Here is a 15353-nt window from a genome sequence, read left to right on the forward strand (position 1 = left end):
TGACGTGTTCTGTATAGCAGGCTTGTTGTGACAGACAGACTTGTTGTGGCGAGCAGGCTTGCCCTGCGTTGGGCGGCGAAGCGGCCCTGATACAGCCACCGCGTTCTTCCCGATGAACCGCATCGCCAGGTTTTGGGGCCGCTTCGCGCCCCAGCGCAGGGCAAGCCTGCTCGCCACACGTGTTCGAGCTTCTATCAAATGTTTAAGGAGTTTTTGTGGACGAGAAACAACGTTATGCCGATGGCCTGCAAGTGCGTCGCGAAGTGCTGGGCGATGCCCATGTCGACCGCAGCCTCAATGCCCTGACCGAGTTCAACAGCGAGTTCCAGGAAATGATCACCCGCCACGCCTGGGGTGATATCTGGACCCGCCCCGGCCTGCCTCGGCATACCCGCAGCCTGATCACCATCGCCATGTTGATCGGCATGAATCGTAGTGAAGAATTAAAACTTCACCTGCGTGCCGCCGCCAGCAACGGCGTGACACGCGCCGAGATCAAGGAAGTGCTGATGCAGAGCGCGATCTACTGCGGGATACCGGCAGCCAATGCGACGTTCCACTTGGCCGAGTCGGTGTGGGATGAGCTGGGCGTGGAGTCGCGGGAGTCGGTTTGATCAACCCACTCCCTCGCTCAATACCCCTCAGGTGTAGGTAGTGCGTAACGGACGGCGCATCTCCTCTCGGAACCCATTTTCGGAAAACGGCTTGGGGTTTGTTGTACTCGGTTCGGCCGCGGGGTGACCTACAAAATTAAATGGCTGAGCAACGGTAAACAGCCCTACGGCTTGCCGTTCATCATTGGGTTCACCGTCGGGGTTCTCCGGTATGGCGGTGCTGCCTGCGAGGAACGTTCCCGAGGCGCCATTATAGGCGTGGGCCATTTCGTGATAGAGGGCGTTGACGGGTGCGCTGTCTGCATCCAGCGAATACGAGGGGTTGTATTGTATCTGCGCACCCGTTGCGACGGCGCCAGCTTGTTGGTGTGTGATGAAGCCTTGGGCCGCAGGTGCCAGCGTATCCATAGAGTGACCTGCTTCGAGGTGGTTGCGAATGGCCGCATTACTGAAGTAGTAGCTGCCGTTGTCCTCCGTCAATTCAGTAATGCGTACCGGGGAATCATTCCGCTGAGCCGCGGCGTCGGCAGTACCGAGCATTCTCTTGCCTTGCCGGGATATTCTTAGCAGCTCCATATCGTCTTCTACGTTTTGTACGAACTCGGCAGAGCCCTCAATCACATAGCCACTTTTGCCCACCTCGCTGTGTTGCGTGTGAACGCGCTGGGAGCCCGGGGTACGATGAACATCGTCCGACGGTTTGGCGTAGATGACGGTATTGTCGTTATCAGACCTGACGATGTTTTTGTCGCGCCCGGTGTAAATTGTGGCGGGGCCATTTGTGACGATCAGGTTTTCACCTTTGCCACCGTGCAGGACTGTCGGGATTTGAGTGTCGTTGCGCGTGACAATCATGAAGTCGTGACCGTCGCCGCCGTCCATGAACAGGCGACGATCAGCCGAGCCTTTTCCTGCCTGCATACGGTCATTGCCATTGTTGCCTTTCAGGACACCGTTCCCGGTGCCGGCGATCAACACGTCATTGCCATCGTTACCGAATGCGATGCCGTCGCCGCTCCCAAGCTTGAGCATATCGTCTCCCGCACCGCCATAGAGGCGGGTGTCTCCTGCGCCGGCACGCGCGTAATCATTGCCGGCGCCGAGCTCGATGCGAATGGCGTTTTTAACTTCAGGATCGATCAGAACACAATCGTCGCCCCCGTTGGTCCTGATGCGTAAGGGTTGCGATTCACTGCCGTCAGGGGACGTCAGCAGGTTCAGTTGATAGGGCTTATTGTTGATGGTCGCGATCAGACTATGACCCGGGCCTTTTTTAATGGTTACCTTGTCGGCACGGTTACCGGTCTCGATTACAAGTTCGTTGGAGGACGAGCCTATCGGCTTGCCGTTTTCGCTCATGTAGGCGATTTCCTGGTAGAACTTCACGTGCTTGTCGTGTCGCAATACGTCGGTGTTGATGTATTTTTTTTGGGTACTGTCCAGCGGATGCTGATCGGGAGTGAGTTTGGAATGCGAGGATAGGTATAGAAAATCTATCGGTCTGTCGCGCCCCACGTAGTAGGAACGCCGGGCACTGATCTCAATGGGCGCTTGCGATGCTGTTGGCGTTGTATCCGGGAGGGCAATCGAATGCTGATTAAGCGATGGCGAAGTGACGTTCATGGGATTCTCTTTTTTATTGACGTCCCTATGTGTGTTGGCGGCGTGAACTTGAGTTCCCCATGAGCGGCAAGCGCAAGTAGCAGCAAATATAACCGGTCGTCGCAGAGCGACTAATGCGAGTCCGCATCCCACACCCAGTTCCACACCCCCGGCAGATGCACTACTTCATTCATATCCTTGACTGTGCGTGCCAGCGCTGCGCGTTCCAGCGTGGCGTGGTCGGTGTAGAACGGCTCGGCTGCGACCTTCATGCCATTGATTCGAGCGCTGTCCATCAGGATTTGCAAGTACTCCTGCATGTGTCGCGCGGTGTAACGGTTGATATCGTGGAAGGTCACCACCACGGGTATCACGCCGTCCACCGTTGGCAGTTCGCCCAGAGCAATGCGTTCGCGCACCACAGACAGTTGCCGATACAAGTTCGCTCGCCGGCGTGGGCTGCCATTGAAACCCCAGATTTTTCCGTCATTGGCACTCAGGTCAGTCAGCAGCACATGCATGCCGTGGCGCTGGTAGGCGGCGAAGGTGCGCCGGTCGTAGTTCCAGAAGGGTGGGCGTACCAGCGTGGGCGCAGTGCCAGTGATTGACGCAATGTCGGCTGCGCCCTCGGTGAGGGTGCTTTCCAGCTCGGCGTCATTGAGCCAACGGTGGTTGGTGTGAAACGCCGTGGCTGTGTGAAAGGCCAACACATGCCCGGCGGCGTATTCGCGCTCCATGGTCTTGCGACCCCGCAGGCTGCCACCGGAGCGGGACGCTTCGGTCTGCAGGAAAAATACCGCCTTGATGCCCGGCAGTATCGGGTTGTGCAGCAAATCGGCCATCACTGACCGGCTGGGGTTGTTATAACCCGAGGCGCTGGGGCCGTCATCGAAGGTCAACAAAAAGCGGATGGGCGCCTGAGCCTGCAAGCGTTGCGCCGTCTGCGGCGTCAGGACGACAGGTGCGCCGATGCAGCCGCAAAGGCTCAGAGCCAGGACCAGCATGGCGAAGAATTTCATGGTGTGCATGCGCTCGAATAGAGGCCGCTGCTGGGCGGATCAGCAGCGGCAGGCGCGCACCATACAGTAAGTCCGACGCTGGTTTACAGCAGACTTATCGGGTAGCTGACGATCAACCGGTTCTCATCAAATTCGTTGTTGCTGTAATCACGACGCATCGTGGAGTTGCGCCAGCGCACATTGAGGTTCCTGAAGGTGCCGCTTTGCACCGTATAGCCCACTTCGCTCTCGCGCCCCCATTCCTTGCCGTCGGTGATGGTGCCGGTATGCACGTTGCTACCGCTGATATAACGGTTCATCAAAGTCAGGCCAGGTATGCCCAGCGCGGCGAAGTTGTAGTCGTGGCGCACTTGCCAGGACTTTTCCTGGGCGTTGTCGTAGCTGGAGTTATAGCTGTCGTTGGCCAGGGTGCCGCCGCTGGTGCCGTTGACGCGCATCCAGGCACTGTTGCCGGTGAGTTTTTGCAGGCCGATATAGAAGGTGTTGCCGCCGTAACGGGCGGAGAAAAGGCCTGACCAGGTCTTGTTGTCCAGCTCGCCTGCGCGGGCGCTGCCGTCGTCCTTGCCGTAGAAGAACCCGAGGTTGGCGCCCAGGGTCCAGTCGCCTATGGGCTGGCTATGGATCAGGTTGATGTATTGCTGGCTGTAAATGTCCTTGAGCTGGGCATTCCACACGCCGACTTGGGTGCGTTTGTCGTTGAACGCGTATTCACCGCCCTGGAAGTTGAAACGGTCGGAGGTGAAGGCGGTTTTACCGACCATCGACATGTCGGTCATGCTGCTGTCGTCGCGTGGGCTGTTGGCGCGGAACTGGCCGCCATAGAGGGTCAGGCCGTCGATCTCCTTTGAGGTGATCTGCCCGCCACGCAGGGTTTGCGGCAGGGAGCGGCCGTCGTCCGAGCGCAAAATCGGCAGCACCGGCATCCATTCGCCGACCTTGACTTCGGTCTTGGAGATTCGCGCCTTGAACGCGACCCCAAGACGCCCGAAGTTATCCGCCGGGCGGCCGTCGCGGTCCAGCGGCAGCAGCTGGGTGCCGCCGGTGCCGCGCCCGCCATCGAGCTTTTGTGAGTACATGCCCAATACATCCACACCGAAACCCACCGTGCCCTGGGTGAAGCCGGAGCGGGCATCGAGGATAAAACTCTGCGTCCACTCCTGCGCGCCACCCTGGGTTTTGGTCGGGTTGGTGTAATTGCGGTTGAAGAAGAAGTTGCGCAGGTTGAGGTTGGCGCTGGCGTCTTCGAGAAAGCCGTGTTCTTCGGCGGCGACGGGCAGGGCAAGGCTGGCGACAGCGGTTGCCAGCAATAGCTGGCGCGGGCGGAACGTGCTCATGGTGTTGGACCTGTTGTTATTGGGTTTATGCAGGTGCCGGCCATGGTGAGGGGCGGTGCGGGGGCGATGAAAGTAGGGTAGGGCGGGTTGTGGGCGATGATCGAACGCAAGTTGCGGGCCAGCGCACTACGCTCAGGCCCGATCTTCTTGTTACCGTTTTGGCAGGTCGATATGTGTCCATGGCACAGTTGGCAGGTAATGCTGCGCGACGATGATCACCGCCACCATCACCACCAGGAATACCACTTGCAGCGGGCTCCAGAAGGCCCAATGCAGACCATTGAGCCACGGATAGTTGAGGCTTTTCTCACCCATGTGGCCGATGCGTTTGCTGTGCAGCAGGTTGATCAGCAGCATCCCGGCATAAGTAATCGCCCCCAGAATCCCCAGCATCAGCCCGCACGCCACGAGCATGGCCAATTGCGGGATGCCGTGGCGTAACACCAGCCAATACTGGTTGGGGTTGACGCGCTTAGGGATCAAATACTGGCTCAGCCACAGGTCCGCAACCATAAAGGACGAACTCATCCAGACCCACACCTGCGTGATCCGAAAGAAAACCGCGGCCGGCAAGATCGCCAATACCACTAAGATGAGTACGACCCCGAAGTCCAGCTCTTCGGTTTGAACGTGAGCGAGGTTCAGGACAGCGGCCAAGGCAAAGATCGCCCAGAGCCGGATAAGCACTTGGACGTAAATCGGTCGTGGGACGAATTTGCGCCAGAAGAACAGGTCGCTTTGGGGCAGGCGTTCGATCAACTGCGGATAACGCCAGGTCAGGGTTTCGCCCAGATGCTGGCAGGCGTTCCATTCGTTTTGGCCAAACGTGCCGATGATGCTCATCTGTTGGGTGGCGGTCATGGGCGTGAGCAACAAGCGCGCGGCCAGGGCGTCGGCGCTGGTGCGCCGGGTGTCCTGGGCTTTGTCCTGGAGGTTGATATAAAAGCTTTCCTGCTCGCAACGCGACACCAAGCCACGCCACATCCACTCAGGTTCCGGGTACACGCCTTTCTGGTCGTCCCAGCCAAAGGCCTGGCACACGCGTTCAAACAGCGGCACGCTCCATTGGGTGTCGTGCAGCAGTTGCAGAATAATGCGCTGCCACTGTTGCTGCTGATCGAACACCCGCAGCCAGGCTTGCTCGTTGTAGTGCGTCAGTTGGGTGATGAACTCGCGCTCGGCCTTTTGCTCCAGCAGTTCCTGCAAGGTGCGGCGGTAGTCCTGCAGCAGCTCGCTGGTGAGGGCTTCGTGCTGCCACGGGGTCATCACCACCTGTTGCCAGGGCGTCAGCCATTCCAGGTGTTGCATCGCCCAACCGGCAATTGCACTGCGCTCGCCGGGGGCTTCAAAGCAATGGCGCAGCAGGCCGGCCTGGAATGTTTCTTCGCAGCTCTGCTGTTGGGCCTGGGCCCAGCGTTCATCGAGGTTGTGCAGGTTCACGCCGGCGAGCAGCGCGTGGGCCGGGTCGGGCTTTGGCGCTTCAAACGCGGCGGGGCTGAGTGGGCTGATGTTCATCAGCTCGGCGAGGTCATACGCGTTTTTCGCCATGGGCGGTTCGAACGACGCAGGACTCAAGGGGCGAACGTCCATCAGTTCAGCCAGATCGTTGAGATTGCCGTGTGCCTGTTCGGCCATCGGCGCCTCGACGGTTTCCACTTCCTCGTTGTCGGCCCGCCAGCGCGCGATGTTCAGCGCCTGTTCATAGGCCTCGCGCAGGCGCTGGAAACCCTCGGCGTCATCGTCCGGGCGGCAGCTTTTCAGCAGTCGCGCGTAGGTGCGCTTGATGGTCCGTTCGTCGGCATCGTCTGCCAGTTGCAACACTGTCCAACAGTCCATGTGGATTTCCTTCAGCGCCAGAACCCGTTATCGAGTTGCTCAAGTTGTCGGGTCAGCTCGCTGCGGGCCTCACGGATGCGGCGTTCGTCCTGGGTGTCGAGCACTTGCTGGAACTGCGCGGCCCAGTGTCCGAGTTGCTCACGCAATTCGCCGAGGTTTTCCTGGTAGAGCCGCTCGAGGCGGGCGGTCAGCACGGTGTTGACCTGCTGGTCGCGCGGGTGAATTTTCAACAATGCCAACGCTTGCAGGCGTTGCTGGATCTCTTGCGGGCTGAGCACGCCGGGGTTGTTCTCGATCACCAGCGAGTGCTGCTCGCCGGTCAGCGGAATGTTCACCTGAGCTTCGAGCAAACCGTTGTTGTCGTAGGTGAAGCGCACGTCCAGCGAGACTTCGCCAGCCTTGCGCTTGGGCACGGGGATTTCCAACTGGCCCAGTTCGATATTGTCTTTCACCAGGCGACTTTCGCCTTGGTAAATTTTCAGCAGCACGCGGGGCTGGTCGTCGTAGAGCGTGACCACGCTTTTGACCCGGCTCACCGGCACGCTGCTATTGCGTTCGATCAACGGCAGGTAATGCCCGCTCTCGATATGGCCGCCGTACTGGTTCGAGGTTTCGATACCCAGGGTGTAGGGGCAGACGTCGGTCAGCACGATTTCTTCCAGCGCCGCCGAGCGGGCCTTGAGCGCGGCCTGGATCGCCGCGCCGTGGGCGACCACCTGGTCCGGGTCGAGGCTGATGGACGGGAAACGCCCGAACAAACCTGCGGCCAGTTTGCGCACCAGCGGCATGCGCGTGGTGCCGCCGACCAGCAGGATTTCATCGAGGTCGCCGACCCGAATCCGTGCGTCGCGCAGGGCGCGTTCAATCGGTGCGCGCAGGCGTTCCAACAACGGCGTGTAGAGCTTGGCGAGTTCGGCCTGGGTGATGGTTGTGACCCACTGTTGGCCATCTATACGCAGGGCGAACTCGGCGCTGTCGTCCTGACCCAAGGCTTTGCGCACGCGCTCGGCTTCGCGGCGCAGGGCTTGCAATACACTGCTGGTGGGCGGGAAACCCTGGGCATTGCGCTGGCTGTCGACGAAGTGTTCCAGCAACAACGTGTCGAAGTCTTCGCCGCCCAGGAAGTTGTCGCCGGCGCTGGCGCGTACTTCCATCACACCGTCGAACAGCTCGATGATCGACACGTCAAAGGTGCCGCCGCCGAGGTCGAAGACCAGGAACGAGGTTTCCTTGTCACGCTGGTGCAAGCCATAAGCCAAGGCGGCGGCGGTGGGTTCGTTGATCAGTTTTTCAACATTGAGCCCCGCCAGTTCACCGGCAATGCGCGTGGCTTTGCGCTGGCCGTCGCTGAAGTAGGCGGGCACGCTGATCACCGCTTCGGTGACGGTTTGGCCGTAGGTGCGCTCGATGTCTTCTTTGAGGCTTTTGAGGACCAGCGCCGACAGCTCTTCGGGGCGGAACGAGCGGTCGCCCAGGCGCACTTCGGTGGCACTGCCCATGTAGCGCTTGAACAGCGACGTGGTCAGGAGTGGGTGAGTATGCAGGCGTTCCTTGGCGGCTTGGCCCACCAGGATACGGCCTTGATCATCCAGGCCGACCACGCTGGGGGTCAGCAACTGGCCAAGCGCATTGGGCACCATTTCGGCCGCATCGCCGCGCCACACGGCGGCCAGGCTATTGGTCGTCCCCAGGTCGATTCCTACGATCATTACGACAAGCTCCCTCTGTGGTCTGTAAGAATCTGTTACTAATTTTACCCTGAAAGGTTGAAGGGAAGGCAAGCCAGCGCCCACCTTTGATTCGCGCTGATTAACGACATGGCAAAAAAAAACCGCTTCCGGTAAGGGAAGCGGTTTTATCTACATCAGCACGATCAGAACAACTTCAGCGCCGGTGCTTCTTCTTTCAACGGCTCGTTCTTCGCGGTCTGCTCGTTCCAGCCGCCGCCGAGGGCCTTGTACAAGTTGACCTCGCTGTTGAGCTGCGCCAGGCGGTCGGTGATCAGCGATTGCTGGGCACTGAACAGTTGGCGCTGGGCGTCGAGGAAGGTCAGGTTGCTGTCGACACCAATGCGGTAGCGACGCTCGGCCAGGCGGTAGTAATCCTGGTTGGCCGCAACGAAGCCGCGTTGAGCATCCAGCTGCTGCTTGTAGGTCTCGCGGGCGGCGAGGCCGTCGGAGACTTCCTGGAAGCCGGTCTGGATCGCCTTCTCGTAGTTGGCCACGTTGATCTCTTTCTGGATCTTCGAGTAGTCCAGGCTTGCGCGCAGGCTACCGGCATTGAAGATCGGGATGTTGATCTGCGGGGCAAACGACCAGGTGCCCGAACCGCCTTTGAACAGGCCACCCAGGGTAGGGCTGGCGGTACCGGCGCTGGCAGTCAGGCTGATGCTCGGGAAGAACGCAGCACGGGCCGCGCCGATATTGGCGTTGGCGGCCTTGAGGTTGTACTCGGCCTGCACAATGTCGGGACGACGTTGCAGCAGGTCCGAGGGCAACCCGGCAGGCACTTCGCTGAGCAGGTCATCCGACAGCGGCTTGCTGGTGATATTGGCTGGCAGGCCAGTGCCCAGCAACAGGGTCAGGCTGTTTTCGTCCTGTGCCACCTGACGCGTATAGCGCGCCAATTGAACACGGGCGTTTTCCACCGAGGTGCGTGCCTGGCTGAGGTCGAGCGCCGAGGCCACGCCGACTTCGTTGCTGCGCGAGGTCAGCTTGAAGCTCTGCTCAAACGCGCCGAGGGTGTCCTGGGTCAGTTTGAGCAGTTCCTTGTCGGCCTGCCAGGTCAGGTAGGCATTCGCCACACTGGCCACCAGGCTGATCTGGGTGCTGCGCCGCGCTTCTTCAGTGGCGAAGTACTTTTGCAGCGCTTCTTCACTCAGGCTGCGCACGCGGCCGAACAGGTCCAGCTCATACGAACTGATACCCAGGCCGGCCGAGTACTGGCTGGAGATGCTCGATTCGCCGGTCTGTGACAACTTGGCCGGGGTGCGCGAGCGGCTGCCGCTGCCGGTGGCCGAAACTGCCGGGAACAGGTCGGCACGCTGGATCTGATACTGCGCCGCATAAGCGTCGATGTTCAGGGCAGCGACACGCAGGTCACGGTTGTTGACCAACGCGGTCTGGATCAGCTGTTGCAGGGCAGGGTCATGGAAAAACTGCTTCCAGCCCTGCTCGGCAGCGGCCTGGCTCGGCGCCTGGGCCGACGAGTACGCCGGCCCCTGCGGGAACTGGGCTGCTACCGGCGCTTCAGGGCGCTGGTAGTCAGGGATCAGCGAGCAGCCACTGAGCACGAATGCGGTGACGGCTAAGGAAAGTAGCGACTTGCTCATTGGCCAGCCTCTTTAGGAGTTTCAGTAGTGTCTTTCTTTTTGCGTTCGCCAGCGGCGGATACAGTTGCGTAGAACAGCGGCACCCAGAAGATCGCCAGCACAGTGGCCGTGATCATACCGCCGATCACGCCGGTACCGATCGCATGCTGGCTGCCTGAGCCGGCGCCCGTGGAGATCGCCAGCGGCAATACGCCGAGCATGAACGCCAACGAGGTCATGATGATCGGGCGCAGACGCATGCGGGACGCTTCGATAGCCGCCTCGACGATGCCTTTGCCTTGCTCATGCAGCTCTTTGGCGAACTCCACGATGAGGATGGCGTTTTTCGCCGCCAGGCCCACCGTCACCAACAGGCCCACCTGGAAGAACACGTCGTTGGACAAGCCGCGCAGGCTGGTGGCGATCAACGCACCGATCACCCCTAAAGGTACCACCAGAATCACCGCGATCGGGATCGACCAGCTTTCGTACAGTGCCGCCAGGCACAGGAACACTACCAGCAGCGACAGTGCGTACAGCGCTGGCGCCTGGGAGCCGGAAAGGCGCTCTTCGTACGACAGGCCTGTCCAGGCATAACCAACACCGGCCGGCAGTTCTTTGGCAATGCGTTCGACTTCGGCCATTGCATCACCGGTACTGTAGCCAGGTGCCGGGGTACCGAGGATTTCCATCGCCGCTACACCGTTGTAGCGCGAAAGCTTGGGCGAACCGTAGATCCACTTGCCCGACGAGATGGCCGACAGCGGCACCATTTTCCCGTCGTTGCTGCGCACGTACCATTTGTCCAGGTCTTCCGGCGACATGCGGCTGGCGGCGTCACCTTGTACATACACCTTTTTCACGCGACCACGGTCGATGAAGTCGTTGATGTAGCTGCCACCCAAGGCAATGGCCAGTGTCTGCTGGATATCCGCTAGGCTGATGCCCTGGGCACTGGCCTTCTCGTCGTCAACGGTCAGCTCGTACTGCGGCTCGTCGTTCACGCCGTTAGGACGTACGCCGGCCAGCACCTTGCTTTGTGCCGCCGCACCCAGGAACTGGTTACGTGCAGCCATCAGCTTGTCGTGGCCGACGCCACCCTGGTCTTGCAGGAACACGTCGAAACCAGTGGCGTTACCCAGCTCCAGTACCGAAGGCGGCACGATGGCGAAGACCATGGCGTCCTTGAAGGCCCCGAAGAAGTAACCCTGCGCACGCTTGGCCACTTCGAATACCGATTGGGTAGAGTCACGCTCATCCCACGGCTTGAGCATCACGAATGCAAGCCCCGAGCTCTGGCCACGACCGGCGAAGTTAAAGCCGTTCACGGTAAACACCGACTTCACCGCCTTGCCTTCGCCTGGCTCGCCTTCCTTGTCGTTCAGCAGGAAGGCGCGCATGTCGTCGACGACTTTTTGCGTGCGCTCAGCCGAAGCACCGACCGGAGTCTGCACCTGGGCGAAGATCACACCCTGGTCTTCCTCAGGCAGGAACGCGCTTGGAATACGGGTGAACATCCAGATCATGCCGGCCAGGATCAGCGCATACACCAGGAATGCCGGAATCTTGTGCTTGATCATGCCGCCCACGCCGCGCTCGTACTTGAGTACGCCACGGTCGAAGGTGCGGTTGAACCAGCCAAAGAAGCCGCGCTTGGGCTGGCCGTGTTTTTCCGGATCAATCGGCTTGAGCATGGTGGCGCACAAAGCCGGGGTGAAGATCAGGGCAACCATTACCGACAAGGCCATCGCCGAAACGATGGTGATGGAGAACTGCCGGTAGATCACACCAGTGGAACCACCGAAAAACGCCATCGGCAGCAGTACCGCCGACAGTACCAGGGCAATACCCACCAGGGCGCCCTGGATCTGGCCCATGGACTTGATCGTCGCTTCCTTGGGCGACAGGTGCTCCTCGGCCATCACCCGTTCGACGTTTTCCACCACGACGATGGCATCGTCCACCAGCAAGCCGATGGCCAGGATCATGCCGAACATGGTCAGGGTGTTGATGGTGAAACCGCACGCCGCCAGGATCCCGAAGGTACCCAGCAATACCACCGGTACGGTCATGGTGGTGATGATGGTGGCACGGAAGTTCTGCAGGAACAGGAACATCACCAGGAACACCAGCACGATCGCTTCGACCAGGGTGTGAACCACACCGGAGATCGATTCGGTCACTACCGGGGTGGTGTCATATGGCACCACCGCCTTCATGCCAGGCGGGAAGAACGGCTCCAGGGACTTCACTGTTTCGCGGATGGCCTTGCCGGTGTCCAGTGCGTTGGCACCGGCCGCCAGCTTGATCGCCATACCCGAAGCCGGCTTGCCGTTGAACTGCGCACTGATGCTGTAGTTCTGGCCGCCCAGTTCGATGCGTGCGAGGTCACCCAGGCGAACCTGCGAGCCGTCGGTGTTCACCTTCATCAGGATCTTGGCGAATTCCTCGGTGCTTTGCAGGCGCGTCTTGCCGATGATCGTGGCGTTCAGCTGGGTGCCGGGCAGGGCAGGCAGGCCGCCCAATTGGCCGGTGGCCACCTGCACGTTCTGGGCCTTGATGGCATTGCTGACGTCCACTGGCGTGAGCTGGTAGTTGTTCAGCTTGGCCGGGTCGAGCCAGATACGCATGGCGTACTGCGAACCGAACACCTGGAAGTCACCCACCCCCGCGGTACGGGAGATCGGGTCCTGGATGTTGGACACGATGTAGTTGGAGAGGTCGTCCTTGGTCATGCTGCCGTCTTCCGACACCAGACCGATCACCATCAGGAAGTTCTTCACCGACTTGGTCACGCGGATACCCTGTTGCTGCACTTCTTGCGGCAGCAGTGGGGTCGCCAGGTTCAGCTTGTTCTGTACCTGGACCTGGGCGATATCCGGGTTGGTACCCTGGTTGAACGTCACGGTGATGGTCATGCTGCCGTCGGAGTTACTGTCCGAGGAGACATAACGCAGGTTGTCGATACCGTTGAGCTGTTGTTCGATCACCTGCACCACGGTGTCCTGCACGGTTTGTGCGGACGCGCCTGGGTAGGTCACCTGGATGTCGATGGCGGTCGGCGCAATGGCCGGGTATTGGTTGATGGGCAACTTCAGGATCGAGAGTGCCCCGACCAGCATGATCACCAGGGCAATTACCCAGGCGAAAATGGGACGGTCGATAAAAAATTTCGACATGGATTACTCCCCTTTACCAGCATCGGCAGCAGGCGCTGCGGCAGTGCCGGCGGGTTTGGCGTTGTCAGCGTCTTTAACCTTGACTTCGATGCCCGGCTTGATGAACTGCAGGCCTTCGGTGATCACGCGGTCACCGGCATCCAGGCCCTTTTCCACCAGCCAGTAGGCGCCGGCAGTGCGGTTGGCAACCAGTTGACGCTGCTCGACCTTGTTGTCCTTGTTCACGATCAGCGCAGTCGGGATGCCCTTGAGGTCACGGGTCACGCCTTGCTGAGGTGCCAGGATGGCCTTGCTGTTCACACCGGCTTGCAGCTGGGCGTGGACGAACATGCCCGGCAGCAGGGTGTGGTCAGGGTTGGGGAACACCGCGCGCAGGGTCACGGAGCCAGTAGTCTGGTCCACCGACACTTCGGAGAACTCCAGCTTGCCGTCCTGGGCGTAGGCGGTGCCGTCTTCCAGGGTCAGCTTGACCTTGGCAGCGTTGTCGCCGGCTTTTTCCAGCTGGCCGCTTTCGAGGTCGCGGCGCAGTTTCAGCATTTCTGCCGAAGACTGGGTGACGTCGACGTAGATCGGGTCCAGTTGCTGGATCACGGCCATGGCATCGGCCTGGCCATTGCTGACCAGCGCGCCTTCGGTGACCGAAGAACGACCGATACGCCCGGAGATCGGCGCGAACACTTTGGTGTAGCGCACGTTGATCTGGGCGGTTTGCACGTCGGCTTCAGCCGTCATGCGGTTGGCCACGGCGGTGTCGTATTCCTGACGGCTGACGGCTTGCTCATCGACAAGTTGCTTGTAGCGGTCGGTGATGGACTTGGTCTGGGTCAGTTTCGCTTGAGCGCTTTTGAGGGTGGCGTCATACACCGACGGGTCGATCTGGTAGAGCTGTTGCCCTTCCTTCACGTCGCCGCCTTCCTTGAACAGGCGCTTGAGAATGATGCCGTTCACCTGGGGACGAACTTCCGCGATGCGGTAGGCAGTGGTGCGGCCTGGCAGCTCGGATGTCAGGGTAAAGGCTTGCGGTTGAATAGTGACCACGCCGACCTGAGGGGTTTGAGCGGGCGGAGCCGCTTCTTCCTTTTTACATCCGCTGAGCAGCGATGCCAGGGCGACGGCAGTGACCAGAGCGGTAACAGCTGGCTTAAGTTGCATGAAGATCCTCGGGTCAGGCGCGCAAAATGCGCACAAGAAGTGTGGAAGGGTAAAAAACAAGCCGTGAGTGGATAAGTAGCTTGCTACGCAATATACTTACGTTCACGGTTGTTTGTAAACTCTTGACAGGCTTCGCGGATTGTTGACAAAGCAAGCGCCAAAGCCTCGATTTTAGTACGTTCGGCGTCCAAGACGACGTCGTCCCACAATTATTCAGATGTTGCTCAAGCACCATCCAAAGTGTCCTGATTGAGGTTTTACTGCCATGGTTCGTCGCACCAAAGAGGAAGCTCAGGAAACGCGCAGCCAGATTCTCGACGCCGCCGAGCAAGCCTTTTATCAACGCGGTGTGGCGCGCACCACGCTGGCGGACATCGCCGCGTTGGCCGGGGTGACGCGCGGGGCTATCTATTGGCATTTCAGTAACAAGTCCGATTTGCTCCAGGCACTGCTCGACACGCTGCACGAACCCCTGGACGAATTGGCCCGGGCCAGTGAAAGCGAGGATGAAGTCGACCCGCTGGGCTGTATGCGCAAGCTGTTGATCCATCTTTATCATCAAGTGGCCCTGGACCCGAAAACCCGGCGCATCAACGAAATCCTGTTTCATAAGTGCGAGTTCACCGATGAAATGTGCGACATGCGGCGCCAACGCCAGACCCATAGCCTGGAGTGCAACCTGCGTATCAGCCTGACACTGCGCAACGCGGTCCATCGCGGGCAACTTCCGGAAAACCTCGACACCACGCGTGGCGCGGTGTGCATTCATGCCTATATTCACGGCCTGATTGGCCAATGGCTACTAGTCCCCGACAGCTTCCAGTTGCATCAGGACGCCGAACGCTGGGTTGACGCAGGGCTGGACATGCTGCGCTTGAGCCCTAGCCTACGCAATTAAGACAAAATGCGTAATTGCATCCAGTTGTGTCAACAGTAAAGTCCAGAGACAGTCAATCGTCCCTTCGCAGGATTTGCGGGGTGACTTTATATACGGGCTGGCGGGCGGTTGATAGGTAGCCGCCTAAGTATTTTGTAGCGATTTTGTTGCAAGGCTGTGAAGGAGTGTTTCCCAGCTACTGTGCGATCGTTCCCACGCTCCGCGTGGGAATGCATCCTGTGACGCTCCGCGTCACGCTTTAGGGGCAGACGCAGAGCGTCCAGGGCGGCATTCCCACGCAGAGCGTCACTAGTGTCCGGTAAAAACCAAAGGGGGAGCTTGCTCCCCCTTGTTGTTCGCGACTGTCAGTCATAATCGGATTTTTCAGACTCGATTTTGACCCATGTTTACCAGTACCCGTTTAGCCCAC

Annotated in this window: 10 protein-coding genes; 2 read left to right on the forward strand and 8 right to left on the reverse strand. The window is 59.8% G+C overall.

The genetic code is table 11. The annotated features are described in order from the left end of the window. Positions 1–215 precede the first annotated feature (215 nt). Positions 216–614 (forward strand): 4-carboxymuconolactone decarboxylase, encoded by a 399-nt coding sequence (pcaC, locus tag HBO23_RS03560; RefSeq protein WP_017137238.1) that lies wholly within the window; start codon positions 216–218, stop codon positions 612–614. Positions 615–641: 27 nt separating this feature from the next. Here pcaC and HBO23_RS03565 read toward each other — a convergent pair whose 3' ends face one another. The 8 genes from HBO23_RS03565 to HBO23_RS03600 all read right to left on the reverse strand — a co-directional run bounded on the left by HBO23_RS03565 (position 642) and on the right by HBO23_RS03600 (position 14046). Next, positions 642–2237, reverse strand: coding sequence for a M91 family zinc metallopeptidase (locus HBO23_RS03565; RefSeq protein ID WP_170036510.1), 1596 nt, complete (start codon positions 2235–2237; stop codon positions 642–644). A 110-nt stretch (positions 2238–2347) separates the two neighbouring features. Next, positions 2348–3235, reverse strand: a complete 888-nt coding sequence (locus HBO23_RS03570) for a polysaccharide deacetylase family protein (RefSeq protein WP_017137240.1) — start codon at positions 3233–3235, stop codon at positions 2348–2350. A gap of 83 nt (positions 3236–3318) precedes the next feature. Further along, on the reverse strand, positions 3319–4569 hold the full coding sequence (locus HBO23_RS03575; RefSeq protein WP_170036512.1) for an OprD family porin: 1251 nt from the start codon (positions 4567–4569) through the stop codon (positions 3319–3321). Positions 4570–4719: 150 nt separating this feature from the next. Beyond that, positions 4720–6405, reverse strand: coding sequence for a J domain-containing protein (locus tag HBO23_RS03580; protein WP_169985448.1), 1686 nt, complete (start codon positions 6403–6405; stop codon positions 4720–4722). Positions 6406–6416: 11 nt separating this feature from the next. Then, positions 6417–8114, reverse strand: coding sequence for a molecular chaperone HscC (locus tag HBO23_RS03585; RefSeq protein ID WP_017137245.1), 1698 nt, complete (start codon positions 8112–8114; stop codon positions 6417–6419). Between the two features lie 164 nt (positions 8115–8278). After that, positions 8279–9736, reverse strand: coding sequence for an AdeC/AdeK/OprM family multidrug efflux complex outer membrane factor (adeC, locus tag HBO23_RS03590; RefSeq protein WP_017137246.1), 1458 nt, complete (start codon positions 9734–9736; stop codon positions 8279–8281). Beyond that, positions 9733–12894 carry an efflux RND transporter permease subunit gene (locus HBO23_RS03595; protein WP_017137247.1) on the reverse strand — a complete coding sequence of 1054 codons (3162 nt, stop codon included), beginning with the start codon at positions 12892–12894 and terminating at the stop codon, positions 9733–9735. The genes adeC and HBO23_RS03595 overlap by 4 nt, the downstream gene beginning before the upstream one ends. A gap of 3 nt (positions 12895–12897) precedes the next feature. Next, on the reverse strand, positions 12898–14046 hold the full coding sequence (locus tag HBO23_RS03600) for an efflux RND transporter periplasmic adaptor subunit (RefSeq protein ID WP_017137248.1): 1149 nt from the start codon (positions 14044–14046) through the stop codon (positions 12898–12900). Between the two features lie 265 nt (positions 14047–14311). On the opposite strand from HBO23_RS03600, the gene HBO23_RS03605 reads away from it, so the two are divergent. Then, positions 14312–14944, forward strand: a complete 633-nt coding sequence (locus tag HBO23_RS03605; RefSeq protein WP_017137249.1) for a TetR family transcriptional regulator — start codon at positions 14312–14314, stop codon at positions 14942–14944. Positions 14945–15353: the final 409 nt, after the last annotated feature.

Source organism: Pseudomonas sp. WS 5532, from assembly GCF_012985445.1.
Classification (GTDB): Bacteria; Pseudomonadota; Gammaproteobacteria; order Pseudomonadales; family Pseudomonadaceae; genus Aquipseudomonas; species Aquipseudomonas edaphica.

Coding starts and splice junctions, on each gene's coding strand:
- adeC (WP_017137246.1), bottom strand. CDS start 9,736: ATGAGCAAGTCGCTACTTTCCTTAGCCGTCACCGCATTCGTGCTCAGT.
- HBO23_RS03570 (WP_017137240.1), bottom strand. CDS start 3,235: ATGAAATTCTTCGCCATGCTGGTCCTGGCTCTGAGCCTTTGCGGCTGC.
- HBO23_RS03575 (WP_170036512.1), bottom strand. CDS start 4,569: ATGAGCACGTTCCGCCCGCGCCAGCTATTGCTGGCAACCGCTGTCGCC.
- HBO23_RS03580 (WP_169985448.1), bottom strand. CDS start 6,405: ATGGACTGTTGGACAGTGTTGCAACTGGCAGACGATGCCGACGAACGG.
- HBO23_RS03605 (WP_017137249.1), top strand. CDS start 14,312: ATGGTTCGTCGCACCAAAGAGGAAGCTCAGGAAACGCGCAGCCAGATT.
- HBO23_RS03595 (WP_017137247.1), bottom strand. CDS start 12,894: ATGTCGAAATTTTTTATCGACCGTCCCATTTTCGCCTGGGTAATTGCC.
- HBO23_RS03585 (WP_017137245.1), bottom strand. CDS start 8,114: ATGATCGTAGGAATCGACCTGGGGACGACCAATAGCCTGGCCGCCGTG.
- HBO23_RS03565 (WP_170036510.1), bottom strand. CDS start 2,237: ATGAACGTCACTTCGCCATCGCTTAATCAGCATTCGATTGCCCTCCCG.
- HBO23_RS03600 (WP_017137248.1), bottom strand. CDS start 14,046: ATGCAACTTAAGCCAGCTGTTACCGCTCTGGTCACTGCCGTCGCCCTG.